We start from the raw sequence: 15,138 nt of genomic DNA, 5'->3' as shown, positions 1-15,138 counted from the left end.
TGCGTTTCCATTTTTTATTTTTTTCTCGTTCTGCCGTATATTCGTCATTCATAAAGAAATTGTGCTATGCCATCTGTTTGCTTCTACTTCCAGGTTCATCAACCCTTCCGTTTAAAACGATATTCCTTTTTTGACATTGGGAAGGATCATTTTTATGAAGATGATGAAAAGAATAAGCTGATTCTGGATAAGGTTTCAGAAAAATGTTACCTGAAAACTAATCGGAAAATTCTCGATCTCATCAACCGGCATAAAGGGAAATTCAAGGTATCTTACTCTATCAGTGGAACCGCCCTGGAGCAATTCGAAAACCATCGCCCTGACGTTTTACAGTCGTTTATTGACCTTTCTAAAACCGGTTGTGTAGAATTTCTATCCGAAACGTATTACCACTCCCTTAGTTTTATTTATTCGAAAGATGAATTTAAACGTCAGGTGGAAATGCACAGAGAAAAAATCAAGTTGTATTTTAATCAGACACCCAAGGTTTTTAGAAATACGGAGTTGATTTATAACAATGAGCTGGCTTCTTTTATTGAGAAGATGGGATTCAAGGCCATTGTTTGTGAAGGTGTCGACAGGCATCTCGGCAACAGAACTCCCAACTTTTTATATCAACCTGCCGGTACTTTGAAAATAAAATCCTTCTTGAAAAATTATAGACTTTCTGACGATATCGCCTTCCGTTTTAGTGACCGGAATTGGAATGAATGGCCCTTGCATGCCGATACTTTCGCATCATGGGTGCATAAGATTGCCGGAAATGGCGAGGTCATGAATCTCTTCATGGATTATGAAACCTTTGGTGAACATCAATGGGAAGAAACAGGAGTGTTCGATTTTCTTGATCACCTGCCCATGGAAATCATGAAACATTCCGATTTTGATTTTAAAACCTTATCTGAAGCCGCTGATCAGTACAAGGTAAGAGATATTTATGATGTTCCGGAATTTACCAGTTGGGCTGATGCTGAGCGCGACCTTAGTGCTTGGCTGAGTAATGCTATGGAAAAAGAAGCCGCCAAAAGAATTTATCAGTTGGAAGAAAAAGTATTGCTCACCGGAAATAAGGACCTTATAGATGTGTGGGGCAAAATGCAGACAAGTGACCATTTCTATTACATGTGTACTAAGTTCTGGAGCGATGGAGATGTACATAAGTACTTCAGTCCATATGATTCTCCTTACGATGCCTATATTTATTATATGAACGTGTTGGCTGATTTTGAAACGACTATTGAGGAAACGGTAAAGGATATTACTCCCGTAAAAAAATCACGCAGACGAAAAGAGATTGCGGACAACTAATCAAAGCGTCCAATAAGCTAATCAGTATATATTCGGGAAATGGCCAGCGGGCATATCAATCACTCCAAAGTTACTACTGCCGGTATGTTGGTAACACTTGGAATAGTGTATGGCGACATTGGTACTTCACCACTCTACGTGATGAGTGCTGTTATAGGATCAAAGCCGATTGAAGAAAGTTTAGTTTTAGGGGGGCTTTCCTGCGTATTTTGGACACTAACCATTCTGACTACCTTAAAGTATATCATTCTCACGCTTCGGGCTGACAATAAAGGTGAAGGCGGAATTTTTTCATTGTATGCATTGGTGCGCAAAATGCATATCAAATGGTTAGCCATTCCCGCTATGATTGGAGGGGCTGCTTTGTTGGCAGATGGAATTATTACCCCTCCTATTTCGGTTTCTTCCGCTATTGAGGGACTTAAAGTAATCAACCCGGATATTCCGACTGTTCCAATTGTCACCTTTATCATTTTTGCTTTGTTTTTTATTCAACAGTTCGGTACAAGATTCGTTGGACGATTTTTTGGTCCGGTCATGTTGGTTTGGTTTTCGATGTTATTAATCTTAGGAGTGATTGCCATCTTTGAGAATCCGGTTGTATTTAAAGCAATAAATCCCTATTATGCATATCACCTGCTTACCTCCTATCCGGAGGGCTTCTGGATACTCGGTGCGGTATTTTTATGTACTACAGGAGCAGAAGCTTTATATACTGATTTAGGACATTGTGGCAGGAATAATATCAGAGTGAGTTGGGGATTTGTGAAGGTAGCTTTACTTGCAAATTATTTTGGACAGGGCGCCTGGCTCTTAAATCACACCGGCAAAGCAATTGAAGGGATAAAACCCTTTTATGCGCTGATGCCGGATTGGTTTGTACTGACCGGAATTATCATAGCCACTTCTGCTGCAATCGTTGCCAGTCAATCTTTTATCAGTGGTATTTTTACACTCATTAATGAAGGAATGCGCCTTGATTTTCTTCCAAAGGGAAGAATAGAATATCCCACCGATTTAAGAGGACAGTTATATATCCCCACTATCAACTGGTTACTCTGTTTAGGATGTATTGGAATCGTACTTTATTTCCAGCAATCGTCGAAGATGGAAGCTGCTTATGGACTTTCTATCATTATTACAATGCTCATGACAACATTGCTTTTAACCTACTATCTCTATCTGAAAAAATACAATCGGGTATTGATTGGATTTATTTTTGTTGTTTTAATGTGCATAGAAATCGCTTTCCTGGTGGCGAATCTCAGTAAGTTCTCTCATGGAGGATATGTTACTATAATCATTCTGGCAGTAATTGTGGCTATCATGTGGGTATGGTATGAAGCACGAAAGATCAGAACCGGCATGGTTGAATTTGTAAAGCTCGAGAAGTATTTTGAAATCATCTCGGATGTGAGCAAGGATGAAACTATCCCGAAATACGCTACTCATCTTGTTTATTTGACGAGCGCCAGAACCGATAAGGAAGTTGAAAATAAAATCATTTACTCCATTCTTCAAAAGCAACCTAAGCGGGCTGATGTTTACTGGCTAGTGCATGTAGATGTTGTAGATGAACCTTATACCCTGGAGTATAGTGTGAAGGAATTGGTAGAAGATAAAATTGTACATGTGCGGTTTAAAATCGGATTTCGCATTGAGCCGAGAATTAATCTCATGTTTCGTCAGGTGGTTCAGGAATTGGTGGAAAGAAAAGAAGTTGACATTACCAGTCGCTATGCGTCCCTGAATAAAGAACATCTTGCAGGAGATTTCCGCTTTATTGTTATGGAGAAATTTTTATCCTACGAAAACACGCTTAAGTTTTATACAAAGTTTATTCTGAATATATATTTTTTTATGAAGAGAATGAGCCTGAGCGAAGAAAAAGCTTTTGGACTTGATTCCAGCACGGTTCTAGTTGAAAAAGTGCCGCTGATCGTAACACCACCCGGTTCCTATAGTTTTACCAGAGTATACTAGAATTAACGTAGTACTAAAAAAAAGGCTGACCCTTCCGGAATCAGCCTTTTTTGATGAAGTGACTTTTTATTTTTTATAGAACGATTTCAATGCTTGTTGATCACCAACGCTAACCAGTAACCGGTAAATTCCTGTCTCTAAATGGGCAGGAACCGTAATATTAAAGTCCTGTAAACCGGGTCTGCCGGTGTAAGTGATCTTTTCAGAAAGACTCTTTCCGGTGATATCGAGATATTGAATGCTGACCGGAGAATTATCGATCAGGTTCAATCGTAATGTCGCCTCATTGATCACGGGATTTGGAAAAAGTATGGTGTTAAATGGATCACCCTCTACGGAAGAAATTCCTGCAGTTCCCTGATCTTCGGAAACCGTGAGCGTGTTGGTGCGGATGATGTCACCATTGGATTGTGAATTTCCGTTTGAGAAATTAAAAGCACCATAAAACGTCACATTCCCTGTACCCGCAACAGGAGCTACCCAATTGAACGACCATGTTCGTCCTCCTGTTCCGGCTGTACCACTTGAAGTATGTGTAATATATTTCGTACTGACAATTTTAGTAGTAGAGGGGTTTGTAACCACAATACTTCCCTGTAACGCACCACTGGCATTCATGGGCGAGATCTGGAAACCATATTTATTGATTCCTGTTTGTGCAGGCGATGCCGTTATCGTGTAAGTCTGACCGGGGACATAGCCCGTTACAGGAATGTTTGAACTGATAATTTGTGTTGGTGAAACAGTCGCGGATCCGGCATGACAATTTGATGCTGCACAAGTTGCATTGTCAAATGGAGATCCTGTCCTGCCGGCCGGAGCACCAGTGTTGTTACTGATCGCCTCATTTCCACTGGTCTGCAGTAGAATAATAATGGTTACCAGAAATATTGAACTTAGAGTAAAGGTTCTTTTCATATTTAATATATTATTTGGTTTGGAATGCCAATTCACTGTTGTCCGGGGAAAGTATAAAAATGTAAAAAATAAAAGGGAAGATTTCTCCTCCCTTAAAGATGATTAGTTTTGAGTTGCGCTTAAAACAGTATCATCATGAGCAAAAGTACAAGTTTTACCGGACAGCCGATCTTTACGCAGCTTTTAAAGTTAATTCCCAGAGAGATGGTGTCTCGGCTGTCAAGCCATTATCAAACAAATCGGTATGTAAAAAGCTTTAGCACCTATGAACATTTGGTGTCCATGTTGTTCTGTGTTTTTCAACGATGTACGTCAATAAGAGAAGTCGTTACCGGAATGCAGGCCTGGGAGCATCGCTTAAAACATTTAGGGGGTCAAATCATACCCCAAAAGGAGTACCCTGTCAGAGGCCAATCAACGGCGATCTGCTCAATTTTTCGAGCAGTTATTCCATGACTTAGTGAAGATGTATTCCAGATCCAGTTTACCGGACAGCCGCAGATCCAACGATATTGATTCCCGATTGCTTTTAATCGATTCTACAACGTTTGAACTCTTTAGTGACGTGATGGGTGGAGCCGGTTGCTTTTCCAAAGACGGGAAGCGCAAAGGAGGTGTTAAGGCCCATGTAATGTTGAATCCAATTCATGGCATACCCGATATAGTTTACTTAACCCCGGCCAAGGAAAATGATCGTGTTTTCCTTTCAAAAGTAATAGCCGAAAAAGGTTCAATACTGGTCTTTGACAGAGGGTATTTCAACTACCGTCAATGGCAAAAATGGACTGAACAGGGGGTATGGTGGGTGACTAGAATGAGAAGTGATTCGGTTTATCAAGTATTAGAAGAATTTAATGTGAATGAAAAACAGAAAAAGGCAGGTGTCCTGTCTGATCAAAAGATTTTATTAGGCCGAGGCACTTTTAAAGGTACAGAAGTAATTCTGGCAAGAAGAGTTTTATTCTGGGACACGGAGAAGCAGCGGCATTTTGAATTTGTTACCAATCATGAGCGATTTAGTCCTTCTAATATAGCTGGATTGTACAAAAAAAGGTGGCAAATAGAGACTACCTTTAAAAGCATAAAACAAAATTATCAGTTAAAGTATTTTTTGGGTGATTCTGAAAATGCAATAAGGATACAAATCTGGTGCTCTCTAATTGCTGACTTACTTATAAAAGTAGTCAAGAAATCAGTAAAAAAAAGAATATGGTCACTCTCTAATCTTAGCTCTATGATTCGAATGCATTTGGCCACGTATATCGATATATGGCAATTTTTAACCTCTCCTGAAAAAGCTCTGCGACGAAACAAAGATCATCAAGCCAAACAAATACTTCTTTTCGAAGATTCGTGATTTTAACAAGGGCTTACTTTCTTCTATTCAACAACCCTCAATTGGAAATCAGATAGTTCAACTATCAGAACAACCGACTTTTGTTTTAACCGGACAACAGTGAATGCCAATTATACAAATTATATGTTTAAACATTATAAAATCACTGTAAAATCTTTGTAATTATTGTAATTTAGCAGTAAAGACACACTTATTCACCCGATTGATCTATTTTCGGGCCTATTGGTAATATACAATGAACAAGGAATCAGCTGAAAAAAAAATCATAGAACTTACTGCTGCGATAAATGAACATAATTTCAAGTATTATGTATTAGCTGAACCTGAAATTTCGGACAGAGATTTTGATATGCTTTTAGACGAATTAATCACACTTGAGAAACAATTTCCGGACTTACAACTTTCCGATTCACCCACTCAGCGGGTTGGAGGAACCATTACGAAAGATTTTAAAACTGTTAAACATAAGTATCCCATGCTTTCACTGGGAAATACCTATTCGGAACAGGATTTACGGGAATTCCATGAGCGTATTGAAAAGACTTTGGCCGGGGAGTCGCTGGAGTATGTTTGTGAACTAAAATTTGATGGTGTGGCCATTGGCCTTACCTATTCTAAAGGTAAACTGGTACAAGCCTTAACACGGGGCGATGGTGTACAGGGAGATGACGTCACATCGAATGTAAAGACGATCAAATCAATTCCGCTAACATTAAGAGGGAATAATTACCCTGAAAATATCGAGATCAGAGGAGAGATTATTCTACCGCTAGCCATATTTAAAAAAATTAATGAAGAGCGGGTGGATATTGGAGAAACGCCTTTTGCCAATCCGCGAAATTCTGCTGCAGGTACTTTGAAATTGCAGGATAGTGCCGAAGTGGCAAGAAGAAAGCTGGATTGTTTTTTATATGCCGTTTATGGTGATCAGTTACCCTTTTCAACTCATGAAGAGTCATTACAAAAGGCAGCATCCTGGGGATTTAAAATTTCCGGAGACAGACGTGTTTGCAAAAGTATAGAGGAGGTGTTTCAATATATTACATATTGGGAAGCTGCCCGGGAAGAATTGCCTTTTGATATAGATGGCGTAGTATTGAAAGTGAATAGTTTCCGACAACAGGAAGAACTCGGTTTTACTGCTAAATCACCACGCTGGGCCATTGCTTACAAGTATAAAGCTCAATCTGTATCAACCCGGCTGCTCAGCATTAGTTACCAGGTGGGAAGAACCGGGGCTATCACTCCAGTTGCTAATCTCGAACCTGTACTTCTTGCCGGAACTACTGTGAAAAGGGCTTCTGTTCATAATGCAGATCAAATTGAAAAACTGAATTTGCATTATGAGGACATCGTTTTTGTGGAGAAGGGTGGTGAAATTATCCCAAAGATTACCGGAGTTGATATTTCAAAAAGAAAAGAGGGTGCGAAACCCGTGAGATTTATAGAAGAATGTGTTGAATGCGGAACTAAGCTTATTCGCAAAGACGGGGAAGCCCAGCATTATTGCCCGAACGAAAGTGGTTGTCCGCCACAAATTAGAGGGAGAATAGAACATTTTACTTCCAGAAAAGCAATGAACATTGAAGGACTCGGTTCTGAGACTATTGATTTGTTTGTTGCAAAAGGCTTATTGAAAGATGTTGCCGATATCTATTCACTGACGGCGCAGGCTATTATGAAACTGGATAGATTTAAAGAGAAATCTGCAGGAAATATTATTGATGGGATCAACAAGTCAAAAGCTGTTCCATTTGGCAGAGTATTATTCGCTATCGGAATTCGATTTGTAGGCGATACTGTTGCAAAGAAGCTGGCACTTCATTTTCACAATATGGATGCTATAGCTCATGCCACATCGTTTCAATTGATGGAGGCTCCTGAAGTGGGAGAAAAAATAGCAGCAAGTATATTGGAATATTTTGCAGACGAAAAGAACAGAACAATAATCAATCGGCTTAAAAATGCCGGATTAAGATTTGAAATTTCCGAAAGCGAACAAACCCTTAAAGTGAGTGAAATCTTAAAAGGATTAACTGTTGTTATTACCGGTACTTTCGAAAAGCATTCCAGAGAAGATTATAAGCGCATAATTGAAGAAAATGCCGGAAAAGTTGGTTCAGGTGTGACTAAGAAGACGTCCATTTTACTTGCCGGTAGTGATTGTGGTCCGAGTAAATTGGAAAAGGCAACTGAACTTGGCGTGAAAATATTGAATGAAGAGGCCTTTATGGAGTTGATTGGAATGTCCGGGAATTAGCGCTATTCATGGTTTTTTTGATGATATAGAATAAGTTAACTTTTAATGAAAGTATAAGTAGCAGCGTTTATTCACTTTTATAAATGATTTATGCCACGTCTAAATACAGGTTTATAATTTGCTGGTTCAATTTATAGCTATTTCCCATGTTATTATTAAATTATTAATTTTATACCCTAAAGACGTAAAAATGAAGAAATCATTCCGTCAGAAAATTGGCCGGTATTTGTTTCTGAGGGAGTATAGAAGCGATCGTCATAACAGACGTTTGGTTTCTTTTGAAGAAGCAAAGTCTATCGGCATTTTGTATGATTCAACCAATGAAAAACATTTTGAGTTGGTAAGGAAGTATGTAAAGATGATGAGAGAGCAGGATCATAAAGAAGTGCTCGCACTAGGGTACTTTGATGATAAGGAGTTGCCACCGATGCGATTTTCAAAATTAGGTCTTGATTTTTTTACCCGGAAAGACCTTAATTGGTATTATAAACCCATTGCTCCTGTTGTTAAAAATTTTGTTCATCGTGAATTTGATATTTTAATCGATCTACATACAGGAAATAGTATCCCTTTCAGATATATAGTTGCCAGCTCCAATGCCGGATTTAAAATAGGAAAGTACGATCGCCTGGCTGTTCCGTTTTATGATTTTATGCTGAGTGTTTCAGATACATTAACATTTTCTCAATTTGTTGAACAGGTAAATCATTATTTAAAATCCTTTAATTATGAATCAGCTCATTAAAAAACTTACCGGGACGGGCGTTGCAATTGTTACTCCATTTCATAAAAATGGCAGCGTTGATTTTAAATCACTCTCCCGCTTGGTTGAACATATCATCAAAGGTAAATGTGAATACCTCGTTCCACTGGGAACCACGGGTGAAAGTGTGACATTGAATATGAATGAGAAGAAGGCTGTTGTTGATTGTGTTTTGGAAACAAATGCGAACCGTTTGCCGGTTGTTCTCGGTCTTGGTGGAAATAACACACAAGAAATACTTGAAAAAATCAGGCAATCTGACTTTGAAGGAATTTCAGCAATCCTTTCCGTTTCTCCCTACTATAATAAGCCATCTCAAAAGGGCATTGTCCAACATTATAAGGTAATTGCTGAAGAAGCTCCTGTTCCGGTAATTATTTACAATGTGCCCGGTCGTACAGGCTCCAATATTTTGGCCGAAACAACGCTGGAAATAGCCGGATCTCAATCTAATATTATTGGAGTAAAAGAGGCGAGTGGAAATGTTGAACAAATTATGTCTATTATCCGTCAAAGATCTAATGGCTTTTTGGTGATTTCCGGGGATGATGGTCTCACCCTTCCTCTTCTGGCGGCTGGTGCAGATGGGGTGATTTCTGTAGTTGCAAATGCCTATCCGAAGCAAACCTCCGAAATGGTTCGTAATGCGTTAAAGTTTGAGATGAAAAGAGCACAACAATTGCACTATGATTTATTACCATTAATACCATTGCTGTTTGCTGAAGGAAGCCCTGCAGGTATTAAATATGTTCTCAAGCAATTGGAGATCACAGACGATTTTGTTCGATTGCCTTTGGTCGGTATTTCAAAGCAATTGGAACAAAAGATTAGCCGTTGTATGGAAGAAATTTAGTATTTTGATTGCAAATCGAATTTTTGATATTTGTTTCAGAATAACTTAACAACATCCCATCTCGTTTTTTTTACACTTTATTGATTATTTCATTGGATTTTCTGTAAGTATTCAGAGATTTAAACCTACATTTGAATACCAAAAATCCCAAAACAATTATGAATAAAGTATACAGTTTAATGCTATTGTTATTTCTTCAAACTATTGCGACGGCTCAGTTTAACTTAAATTTGAAAGGTCATCTCCCCTATCCTTCAAATACTTGTGCCGGTATTTGGCATTATGTTGATTCGCTGGGTAATGAATATGCATTGGTAGGTGTGAATGATCGTCTTGCTATTGTCGATGTAACCGTTGCGACAAACCCAATTGAGATTCTATCTGTTCCTGCTCTGCCCGGTCAGTCCAGTTTATGGAGAGAAGTGAAAACAGCCGGAAAGTATGCCTATGCAGTGAGTGAAGGTGGTGGTGGTGTGATGATCATTGACCTTAGTTATCTCCCGGATTCTGTCCCGTCTAAACATTATTATGGAGATGGTTTAATAAACAACCAGCTGGGCACAGCTCATACGATTGCGGTCACTGACGGATATGCGTATGTCTTCGGCACTGGTGGCGGCCTTGCTGCCGGTGGTGCTGTTATCCTTGACCTTGCTGATCCCTGGAATCCGGTTTACGTCGGACAGTATAATCTGAATTATATTCATGACGGCTACATCAGAGGAGATACCTTGTGGGCAGGTGAGATTTATGCCGGATTGTTCAGTGTCGTAGACATCTCTGATAAAACAAATCCCGTATTGCTGGCCACTCAAAGTACTCCCGGTCAGTTTTGTCATAATACATGGCTTTCAGATAATTCTCAGTTCTTGTTTACTACTGATGAATTGCCCAATAAACCATTGGGATCCTTTGATGTGAGTAATCTTGGAAATATAAAATTGGTGGATGAATATTTTACTGATAGTATGCCTGCCAGTGAAGTTCATAATGTGAGAGTGTTGAATGATTTTTTAATCAATCCAAGTTATGGAAGTCAACTTACCATTTGTGATGCGGCAAGACCCGATAATATCATAGAAATTGCCTCTTATCCAACCGGTAGTTATTTATGCTGGGATGCCTCCCCCTATCTGCCCAGTGGTAATATCATAGTCGCAGATGTGGATGGCGGTGTTTATGTTTTAGAGCCCAATTATGTACGCGCCTGCTACCTGGAAGGGAATGTTACGGATTCTATTACCGGCTTGCCCTTATCGAATGTCAATGTAAGCATCCTTCCAACTGATAAAAAAAGCAAAACGAATTTATCAGGAGACTTTAAAACAGGACTGGCCAGCGCCGGTACATTTGATATAGAATTCAGAAAACCGGGCTATATCACAAAAACACTTCAGGGTGTAGTATTAACCAATGGACAATTGACTTTGTTGAACGTAGTTCTTTCTCCATTCGTACTTTTAGGAACTGTCACAGAACAAGGAAGCGGGAATCCTATTCCCGGTGCTTCAGTATTTGCAAATGACGGTGACAACACTGCATTTACAATCGCGGATGGTTCCGGAAATTTCAGCTTCACTACGTTAAGTTCAGGGATGATGGATATTACGGCCACAAGTTGGGGGCATAATTCATTTTGCCAGAGTGTTTTTGTAGACGGTCAGGCGCCTGTAGTTTTATCTTTAAGTTCAGGTTACTATGATGATTTTATCACTGATCTGGGATGGACGGTAAATTCAACCGTGTCAAATGGTGATTGGGAAAGAGGAATTCCTGTAGCGACAAGTTTGGGTGCGATACCCTTAAATCCGGGATTTGATGTTTCAAACGATTGTGGAGAATTTGCATTTGTAACAGGTAACGGAGGTGGTTCACCCAGCAATGATAACGTAGACGATGGCTATACAGAATTAGTTTCTCCTTTTTTTGATCTAAGTACTTATGCTGATCCATATATTAACTATTCACGATGGTTTGCTTGTCCTCCAAGTGTACCCCTGGCTTCCAGAGATACTATGTTTATTTCTCTTGAAAATGGTGTTGCATCCGTACAACTTGAATCAGTCAGTTTTTCCAATCCCGGTGTGGGTACATGGGTGAATAGTAGTTTCCGGGTGTTAAATTTCATTACGCCGGGAACTACAATGAAACTACGGGTATACATTTCGGATAAGGCAGCTTCAGGAAATTATCTCGAAGGTGGTTTTGATAAGTTCTCTGTAACAGAGGGCACCCAGTCATTGAATGAAGTGAAAAGCGGTAGTCTCTTTAGCATCTATCCTAATCCGGGTAATGGTGCATTTCGAATTCGCTTGAAAGAAGATTTAAATGGCAGAAATCCCGAAATCAGGATTCTGGACATTACCGGACGTGTCTTATATGCCGGACAATTATCTTCTGATGGAGCTTTCGGCTATGGCACTGAAAATCTGGCACAAGGCGTCTATCTTGTCTCCATCATGAGTGAGGGTAAACTTCTGGATGCCATTCGTTATATCAAAAGTCGTTAATTTCAAATCAGATTTTGAAGATAGATGGTCTTGCAAAACATGATTTGAATAATTGAATAAAAATCAACACCTTTTATCGGGAAATCGTATTGAAATCCACGGTAGACCGCTTCAATTAGAAACCGGAAGAGCATTTTGCTTTTCCGGTTTCTAATTCAAATAGCATTTGTACCTTTGTAGATTACAAGATGGAAATGCGAAAAAACTACATTCTGACTGTGCTCTTTTATCTGATGTTTCCTGTTTATGTTTTTTCGCAATCCCGACCGGTTGGAATTAAAGCTCAAGTGTTGGAGCGATTTGAATATCCGCTGTATCAAGAGACATTTGACTCCTCTGCTACGGAGTGGGCGATAGTTTCAAACAGTGAAAATATGCTCATTATGCAGGAGGGCGAATATATACTTCAGCGTAAATCAAAGCTCTCTCCTTTTGCAGTAATCGGTGAATTTGACCAACCTTTTTCAAATTTCAGATTTGTAACTTCATTGAAGCTGGTCAAGAGTAATGATCAGGATGGTAGTATTGGTTGTGTTTTTATGGCACAACCCGGTGGAAAGGGAGGATTTATTTTTGAAATCAACCAACAACAACAATATCGTCTTAGACAGATTAGTGGAAGCGGGTACGAATATCTCACAGGAAATCCAAAAGATGGCGGATGGTCTAAAACAAGTCTGTTGAAACCCATAAACATGGCAAATCTCTTTGAAGTCAGAACTTTTGATAAAAAGTATGATCTCTATCTGAACAATAATATTTTGTTAAGCTTTTCTGAGATAGCATATAATGAAGGGAACCTCGGATTCATAATCGGTCCGGGTGCGATGGGAAAAATTGATTTCGTCTATATTTTTACTAACGATAAAAATTTGGCTGAGGCACAACAGGAAGGGAAAACGAAGGAGGACAATTCCAATGAGAATGATCTTATCGCGCTTGCAGAATCCATTATTGATTTGAAATCGCAACTCAATAAACTGCAGGAGGAGAACAGTGATTTGAGGGAAAGGATGGATTCGTTTAAAGGCATGGAGATGGAGCAAATTAAGATGAAAGCAGGTTATGAAACCCGGGTGGCACAGCTTGAAAAAAAGATAAAACAAAAGGATGCAAGTTTTGATTCCCTCCAACTTATAAATGCTGATTTGAATAAGTACAAGGAAATGGTGAAAGGCAATGAAAGTGGTGATGTCGTTATTTCATTGTCAAAAAATCTGAAGGCTGAGAAATTGAGAGCTGATGAATTAACAAAACAAAATACTTCCTTAAAAGACTCGATTCGAACTTTGAATGCAATCATCAAAAACGAGCCCATAGGAAAGTCAAAGACTGACAATAAGAATAGTTCTAAGCCGGTTGAAGATAAAAATATATTCGTTTTGCCTAAAGAAAATTAATTTCTTTTCATTACCTATTATCTCATAAACTCACACGTAATGTCAACACAGGGAGAAGTTCGAAAGATTACCACGCATACTTTATTGGAAATGAAAAGACATGGTGAGCCGATAGCCATGCTTACGGCCTATGACTTCAGTATGGCTAAAATCATTGATGCAGCGGGAATGGATGTCATCCTTGTTGGAGATTCTGCCAGTAATGTCATGGCCGGACATGAAACTACGCTGCCCATTACTTTAGAGCAGATGATTTATCACGCGGCATCTGTTGTAAGAGCAGTTCGTCGCTCTTTGGTAGTGGTGGATCTTCCATTTGGTTCTTACCAGGGTAATTCTAAGGAAGCTTTAAATTCCGCCATACGTATCATGAAAGAAACCGGAGCTCATGCTGTCAAGCTGGAGGGTGGTCGTGAGGTAAAAGAGGCGATAGAGCGGATTGTATCTGCAGGTGTTCCTGTCATGGGCCATCTGGGACTTACACCACAGTCGATATATAAATTTGGAACGTATGTAGTGAGGGCCAAAGAAGAGGGAGAAGCAACGCGTTTGAGAGAAGATGCCGTGTTGCTGGAAAGTATCGGTTGTTTCTCTATTGTTCTTGAGAAAATTCCTGCTAAGCTGGCAAGAGAGGTTTCTCAAAGTATAAAGATTCCTACCATTGGAATTGGTGCTGGTCCCGGAACCGATGGACAGGTATTGGTATTGCACGATATGCTGGGGATAAATAAGGAGTTTAATCCCCGTTTTCTGAGAAGATATATGAACCTCTTTGATGACATAAAACACTCCGTAGAGCATTATATCACCGACGTAAAATCCAAAGATTTTCCGAGCGAACTGGAACAGTACTAATTGATAGGATGTGGATTTTCCTGAAGTACTTTATGAAGATAATCATATCATCGCCATCAATAAAATGGTCGGTGAAATTGTGCAGGGCGATAAAACCGGTGATGTACCTTTAAGTGAAAAGGTCAAAGAATATATTAAGGAGAAATTCAACAAGCCCGGAGCTGTATTTTTAGGAGTAATTCATCGTATAGACCGCCCGGTTAGTGGTATTGTACTCTTCGCACGAACTTCGAAAGCATTGGAGCGGATGAACAAACTTTTCAGAGAAAAGGAAATTAAAAAAACGTACTGGGCTGTAGTTAAAAACAAGCCGGTAAAAGACGCAGATTCGTTGACTCGTTTTTTAATTAAAAATGAGAAATTGAATAAAAGTTTTTCTTCCCTGCAGCCAAAGAAAGATGCTTTGGAAAGCACGCTGGATTACCGGCTACTTTCCTCCTCTGATACCTACCACCTGTTGGAGATTCATCCACATACCGGTCGTCATCACCAGATTCGTGTCATGTTGGCAGATATTGGTTGTCCGATAAAGGGAGATTTGAAATACGGATTTAACCGCAGTAATCCTGACGGCTCGATTCACCTTCATGCAAGGGCTATTCACTTCACCCATCCCGTTTCCGGCGAACCCATCGAAATAATCGCACCTCCTCCTCAAAATGACCCTTTGTGGAAGTACTTTTCTGCTCATCTTAATACTAATCTTAGCTAAGCGTTTTCTGCTGCCGGCTACCCTCCGGCTCGGCCGTCGCAGGCTAGACTCTTGCTATGCTTTGAGAACTTTCGCTCGCGATGAGGAGCAACGCCTCTCCACTTTGGGCTTTCGTTTTCTCATATCATTCGTTATCCAATGCCCACCAACCTCCCCCCCCGGGGGGCGAAACTCCCCCCCTTTTGTTTTTGTTCGGTCAATATTCAACCCGGCTTTCGC

At 39.7% G+C, this 15,138-nt stretch carries 12 protein-coding genes; 11 read left to right on the top strand and 1 reads right to left on the bottom strand.

Annotated elements, in window-relative coordinates:
• Positions 1 to 66: 66 nt before the first annotated feature.
• Together IPJ86_13350 and IPJ86_13345 are read left to right on the top strand one after the other, a co-directional pair.
• Positions 67 to 1,308 (top strand): polysaccharide deacetylase family protein, encoded by a 1,242-nt coding sequence (locus IPJ86_13350; GenBank protein MBK7888230.1) that lies wholly within the window; start codon positions 67 to 69, stop codon positions 1,306 to 1,308.
• Between the two features lie 39 nt (positions 1,309 to 1,347).
• Entirely contained in the window at positions 1,348 to 3,291 is a 1,944-nt protein-coding gene (locus IPJ86_13345; protein ID MBK7888229.1) for a KUP/HAK/KT family potassium transporter, read from the top strand.
• 66 nt (positions 3,292 to 3,357) lie between these two features.
• On the opposite strand, the gene IPJ86_13340 is transcribed toward IPJ86_13345, so the two are convergent.
• A complete protein-coding gene (locus IPJ86_13340) occupies positions 3,358 to 4,209 on the bottom strand; it encodes a hypothetical protein (protein MBK7888228.1) in 852 nt (283 codons plus the stop codon).
• Between the two features lie 135 nt (positions 4,210 to 4,344).
• Between IPJ86_13340 and IPJ86_13335 the strand changes: the two genes are divergently transcribed.
• From IPJ86_13335 to IPJ86_13295, 9 genes are all read left to right on the top strand, one after another.
• A complete protein-coding gene (locus IPJ86_13335) occupies positions 4,345 to 4,665 on the top strand; it encodes a DUF4372 domain-containing protein (GenBank protein ID MBK7888227.1) in 321 nt (106 codons plus the stop codon).
• Positions 4,610 to 5,566 (top strand): IS4 family transposase, encoded by a 957-nt coding sequence (locus tag IPJ86_13330; protein ID MBK7888226.1) that lies wholly within the window; start codon positions 4,610 to 4,612, stop codon positions 5,564 to 5,566. The genes IPJ86_13335 and IPJ86_13330 overlap by 56 nt, the downstream gene beginning before the upstream one ends.
• Before the next feature lie 235 nt (positions 5,567 to 5,801).
• Complete coding sequence (gene ligA, locus IPJ86_13325) at positions 5,802 to 7,826, top strand: NAD-dependent DNA ligase LigA (GenBank protein ID MBK7888225.1); 2,025 nt, start codon at positions 5,802 to 5,804, stop codon at positions 7,824 to 7,826.
• Between the two features lie 190 nt (positions 7,827 to 8,016).
• The gene (locus tag IPJ86_13320; protein MBK7888224.1) at positions 8,017 to 8,571 is read left to right on the top strand and encodes a hypothetical protein; all 555 of its coding nucleotides are present in this window, start codon (positions 8,017 to 8,019) and stop codon (positions 8,569 to 8,571) included.
• Positions 8,567 to 9,442 carry a 4-hydroxy-tetrahydrodipicolinate synthase gene (locus IPJ86_13315; GenBank protein MBK7888223.1) on the top strand — a complete coding sequence of 292 codons (876 nt, stop codon included), beginning with the start codon at positions 8,567 to 8,569 and terminating at the stop codon, positions 9,440 to 9,442. Before IPJ86_13320 ends, IPJ86_13315 begins: the two co-directional genes overlap by 5 nt.
• 158 nt (positions 9,443 to 9,600) lie before the next feature.
• Entirely contained in the window at positions 9,601 to 11,952 is a 2,352-nt protein-coding gene (locus IPJ86_13310; GenBank protein MBK7888222.1) for a choice-of-anchor B family protein, read from the top strand.
• 194 nt (positions 11,953 to 12,146) lie between these two features.
• Positions 12,147 to 13,352, top strand: coding sequence for a hypothetical protein (locus IPJ86_13305; protein ID MBK7888221.1), 1,206 nt, complete (start codon positions 12,147 to 12,149; stop codon positions 13,350 to 13,352).
• Positions 13,353 to 13,391: 39 nt separating this feature from the next.
• Positions 13,392 to 14,207 (top strand): 3-methyl-2-oxobutanoate hydroxymethyltransferase, encoded by an 816-nt coding sequence (gene panB / locus IPJ86_13300; GenBank protein ID MBK7888220.1) that lies wholly within the window; start codon positions 13,392 to 13,394, stop codon positions 14,205 to 14,207.
• A 10-nt stretch (positions 14,208 to 14,217) separates the two neighbouring features.
• Positions 14,218 to 14,919: an RluA family pseudouridine synthase gene (locus tag IPJ86_13295; protein ID MBK7888219.1), complete on the top strand. Its 702-nt coding sequence runs from the start codon at positions 14,218 to 14,220 to the stop codon at positions 14,917 to 14,919.
• Positions 14,920 to 15,138 lie beyond the last annotated feature (219 nt).

The sequence above is a fragment of the Bacteroidota bacterium genome (assembly GCA_016713925.1).
In the GTDB taxonomy this organism is placed as follows: domain Bacteria; phylum Bacteroidota; class Bacteroidia; order AKYH767-A; family OLB10; genus JAJTFW01.
This window is presented reverse-complemented; position numbering and strand designations above follow the sequence as displayed.

Bases quoted from the DNA above. Each gene is read 5' to 3' on its own strand.
- IPJ86_13350 (MBK7888230.1), top strand. From the start codon at position 67: ATGCCATCTGTTTGCTTCTACTTCCAGGTTCATCAACCCTTCCGTTTA.
- IPJ86_13345 (MBK7888229.1), top strand. From the start codon at position 1,348: ATGGCCAGCGGGCATATCAATCACTCCAAAGTTACTACTGCCGGTATG.
- IPJ86_13340 (MBK7888228.1), bottom strand. From the start codon at position 4,209: ATGAAAAGAACCTTTACTCTAAGTTCAATATTTCTGGTAACCATTATT.
- IPJ86_13335 (MBK7888227.1), top strand. From the start codon at position 4,345: ATGAGCAAAAGTACAAGTTTTACCGGACAGCCGATCTTTACGCAGCTT.
- ligA (MBK7888225.1), top strand. From the start codon at position 5,802: ATGAACAAGGAATCAGCTGAAAAAAAAATCATAGAACTTACTGCTGCG.
- IPJ86_13320 (MBK7888224.1), top strand. From the start codon at position 8,017: ATGAAGAAATCATTCCGTCAGAAAATTGGCCGGTATTTGTTTCTGAGG.
- IPJ86_13310 (MBK7888222.1), top strand. From the start codon at position 9,601: ATGAATAAAGTATACAGTTTAATGCTATTGTTATTTCTTCAAACTATT.
- IPJ86_13305 (MBK7888221.1), top strand. From the start codon at position 12,147: ATGCGAAAAAACTACATTCTGACTGTGCTCTTTTATCTGATGTTTCCT.
- panB (MBK7888220.1), top strand. From the start codon at position 13,392: ATGTCAACACAGGGAGAAGTTCGAAAGATTACCACGCATACTTTATTG.